This is a genomic window from Caulobacter sp. B11, assembly GCF_002737765.1.
GTDB lineage: Bacteria > Pseudomonadota > Alphaproteobacteria > Caulobacterales > Caulobacteraceae > Caulobacter.
On the sequence record NZ_PEGG01000316.1, the window covers coordinates 1 to 3,613 of the forward strand.

Below are 3,613 nucleotides of genomic sequence, written 5' to 3' on the forward strand. Positions count from 1 at the left end.
AGACCGGCAAGGCGCTGTGGGAAACCAAGGCCGAGCTGGGCTCGATGGCCGCCAAGGTCGACGCTTCGATCAAGGCCTATGACGAGCGCACCGGCGAACTCGACAACGCCATGCCGTTTGGTCGCGCTGTTCTGCGTCACCGGCCTCATGGCGTGATGGCCGTGCTCGGTCCGTTCAACTTCCCGGGCCATCTGCCCAACGGCCATATCGTGCCGGCGCTGCTGGCGGGCGACACCGTGGTGTTCAAGCCGTCGGAAGAGACACCCCTGGCCGGCCAGCTTCTGGTTGAGGCTTTGGAGGCTGCCGGCGTGCCGGCTGGCGTGGTCAATCTGGTCCAGGGCGGACGCGATACCGGTCAGGCCCTGATCGCCCAGGAGATCGACGGCCTGCTGTTCACCGGCTCGGCCGGGGCGGGCGCCTTTTTCCGACGCTATTTCGCGGATCGCCCCGATGTGATCCTGGCCCTTGAACTGGGCGGCAACAATCCGCTGGTGGTCTGGGACGCCGGCGATGCAGAGGCCGTGGCCGCCCTTGTGGTCCAGTCGGCCTTCATCACCACGGGCCAGCGCTGTTCTTGCGCGCGGCGGCTGATCGTCTCGGACGACGCGGCCGGCCAGGCGGTGATTGAAGCCGTCGCCGCCCTGTCGGACCGGCTGGTCGCGGGACCGTGGGATGGAGCGACGGAGCCGTTCATGGGCTCGCTGATCTCGGACCGCGCCGCGACGGCGGCCCTGGCCGGCGCGGCGGCCATGCCCGGCAAGACCGTGCGGGCGATGAGCGCGGTCGCGGGCTTGAGCCCGGCCTTCGTGTCGGCGGGCCTGGTCGACGTGACGGGCTTCGAGATTCCGGATGAGGAGCTCTTCGCCCCGCTGCTGCAGGTTCGCCGGGTGGGATCGTTCGAGGACGCCATCGCCGCAGCCAACGCCACGCGCTATGGCCTTTCGGCGGGGCTTATTTCCAATGAATCAGGACGTTGGGATCATTTCCTCAAGCGCATCCGGGCCGGCGTCGTCAACTGGAATCGCCCGACCACCGGCGCGGCCGGGACCATGCCGTTCGGCGGTCTGGGCGCCTCGGGCAATCATCGGCCCAGCGCCTATTACGCGGCCGATTATTGCGCCTATCCGGTCGCCAGTTTTGAAGCCGACAACGTCCTTGATACCCTGAGCGATATCAAGGGACTACGGGCATGATTTCACCGGCGGTCGAAGCCAATTGCGACGGTCTTGTCGGGCCTACCCATTCCTATGTCGGGCTGTCGCCGGGCAATATCGCCAGCCAGACCAATGCCGGCGAGGTCTCCAATCCGCGCGCGGCGGTGCTGGAGGGGCTGAGCAAGATGCGGCGTCTGGCCGACTGGGGCCTGCCCCAGTTCGTGCTGCCGCCGCATGAGCGGCCGGACCTGGCGCTGCTGCGGGCGATCGGCTTCTCAGGTTCCGATGCCCAGGTGCTTGAAAAGGCGTGGAAAGACGCTCCGGCCCTGGCCTCGGCGGCCTGCTCGGCCTCGCCGATGTGGGCCGCCAATGCCGCCACGGTGACCCCGAGCGCTGACACCGCAGACGGCCGGGTGCATTTCACCCCCGCCAACCTGCTGACCAACCTGCATCGCAGCCTTGAAGGCGAGCAGACCACCCGCTCCCTCCGCCGTTTGTTTCCGGACGAGGCCCGCTTCGCCGTCCACGATCCGCTGCCCGCCCATGCCCACTTCGCCGACGAGGGCGCGGCCAACCATGTTCGGCTCTGCGCCGATCACGGCGCGCCGGGCGTCAATCTGTTCGTCTGGGGCCGCGAGGCCTGGGAGCGCTGGGAGGGTCGCTTTCCGGCCCGCCAGACCCGAGAGGCTTTCGAGGCGGTCGAGCGTCTCCATGGCGCGGCGCGCGGCGTGTTCGCTCGTCAAGGCCGTGGGGCGATCAATGGCGGGGCCTTCCACAATGACGTGGTCTGTGTCGGCACCCGGGAGTGTCTTCTGTTCCACGAGAGCGCCTTCGAGGATCGCGCGGCGATGGAGGCTGATGTTCGCCGCGTCGCAGACGATCATTTCGAGCCGATCTTCGTCGAGATCAGCACTGCGGACCTGCCGCTAGAGGATCTGGTCAAGAGCTATCTGTTCAATTCCCAGCTGCTGGTCGTGCCGGGCGAGGATCGGCTGGTTCTGCTGGCTCCGGGCGAGACACGCGACAATCCCCGGGCCCATGCGGCGGCCCAAGCCCTGGCCAGCTCCAATGGTCCAATCGGTCGGGTGGAGTATGTCGATGTCCGCCAGAGCATGCGCAACGGCGGCGGCCCGGCCTGCCTGAGGCTGCGCGTGGTGTTGAGCGAAGCCGAGCTCGCGGCGACCAATCCGGCCCAACGCTTCGACTCCGCCCTGCATGACCGCCTCAACGCCTGGGCCGAACGTCATTATCGCGACAGCCTGGCCCCGGCTGATCTGGCCGATCCAGCCCTGATCACCGAGGTCCGCGCGGCCCTGGACGCCCTGACCGGCATCCTGGGTCTTGGCGGCGACTTCTATCCCTTCCAGCGGGTCTGAGCATGGACGGCTTTTCCATTCGGCCGGCGACACCGGCCGATGCGGCGGCGATCCTGGCCCTGCACCAGGCGGTGGCGGCGGTCCCCGGCGGCATCGCCCGTCGGCCGCATGAGGTGACGCCGGCCTATGTCGCGCGGGTCATGGCCGAGGCGGCCGACGGCGGACTCAATCTCGTGGCGGTCGAGGCCGGGGGCGGGGTTTGCGGCGAGATCCACGCCATGCGGATGAAGCTGGACCTGTTCGCCCACGTCCTGACCGACCTGACCGTGGCGGTGAATCCGGCCTGGCAGGGCAGGGGTGTCGGTTCGGGCCTGTTTGAGGCCCTGATCGCGGGGGCCCGCGACCTGAAGCCCGCCGTGGGGCGGATCGAGCTCTGGACCGGGGCCGGCAATCTGGGCGCTCAGAGACTGTATCAGCGGCTCGGGTTCAAGATCGAAGGGCGCATGGTCGGCCGGGGACGCCTGCCGGACGGCCGCGTGGACGATGACATCGTCATGGGCCTGCTGCTCTAGGCCCGCAGCCGTTCGAGCGCCTCAGGATATCGGCGCGACACCGGCGCCTCGACCGCGCCCAGTTCGACGGTATGGTCGCCCGAGCCTTCGGGCCGCAGGCCCGTCACCCGAGCGACATTGACCAGCCAGGAGCGGTGGGTTCTCACGAAGCCGTCGTCGCCTAGCCGGGCTTCGAGCGCGCCCAGGGATGAGCGCATCAAGGGGCGCCGCCCGTCGGCCAGCAGGAACTCCGCATAGTTGCCGGCCGAGCGCACGGCCAGGATGGTCTCGATCGGCGCGCGCACCAGCCGCGCCCCGTCGCGAATGTCGAACACCGCTGGCGCGCGCGTCGTCGCGACAGGCACGGGCGACCTGTCGCGGCCGAGGAGCCAGAAAACCGTGAAAGCCAGACCGTAGGACAGGAGGTCCTTGCGCAGTTCATAGGGAAACTCGGTGCGAAGCGGGCCGTAAGCATAGGGCTCGTGGACCCACAGGGCGTAGGCCAGGTGGCGCAGCGCCAGAAACCCCGCCACATGGAGACCCGAATAGATCAGGGCGGCGACCAGATGCACGGGCGCCGCCCGACGCCAGG

At 68.7% G+C, this 3,613-nt stretch carries 4 protein-coding genes; 3 read left to right on the plus strand and 1 reads right to left on the minus strand.

The window, feature by feature from the left end; translation table 11 throughout:
* The 3 genes from astD to CSW58_RS11860 all read left to right on the plus strand — a co-directional run.
* Positions 1–1,193, plus strand: a 1,193-nt coding sequence (gene astD / locus CSW58_RS11850) for a succinylglutamate-semialdehyde dehydrogenase (RefSeq protein ID WP_099447421.1), incomplete at its 5' end; no start/stop codon positions are given.
* Positions 1,190–2,530: an N-succinylarginine dihydrolase gene (astB, locus tag CSW58_RS11855; RefSeq protein ID WP_099447422.1), complete on the plus strand. Its 1,341-nt coding sequence runs from the start codon at positions 1,190–1,192 to the stop codon at positions 2,528–2,530. The genes astD and astB, both read left to right, overlap by 4 nt.
* 2 nt (positions 2,531–2,532) lie before the next feature.
* The gene (locus tag CSW58_RS11860; RefSeq protein WP_099447423.1) at positions 2,533–3,042 is read left to right on the plus strand and encodes a GNAT family N-acetyltransferase; all 510 of its coding nucleotides are present in this window, start codon (positions 2,533–2,535) and stop codon (positions 3,040–3,042) included.
* Here CSW58_RS11860 and CSW58_RS11865 read toward each other — a convergent pair.
* Positions 3,039–3,613: LytTR family DNA-binding domain-containing protein (locus CSW58_RS11865; RefSeq protein ID WP_099447424.1), on the minus strand; the 575-nt coding region annotated here is incomplete at its 5' end. The two genes, CSW58_RS11860 and CSW58_RS11865, sit on opposite strands and share 4 nt — an antisense overlap.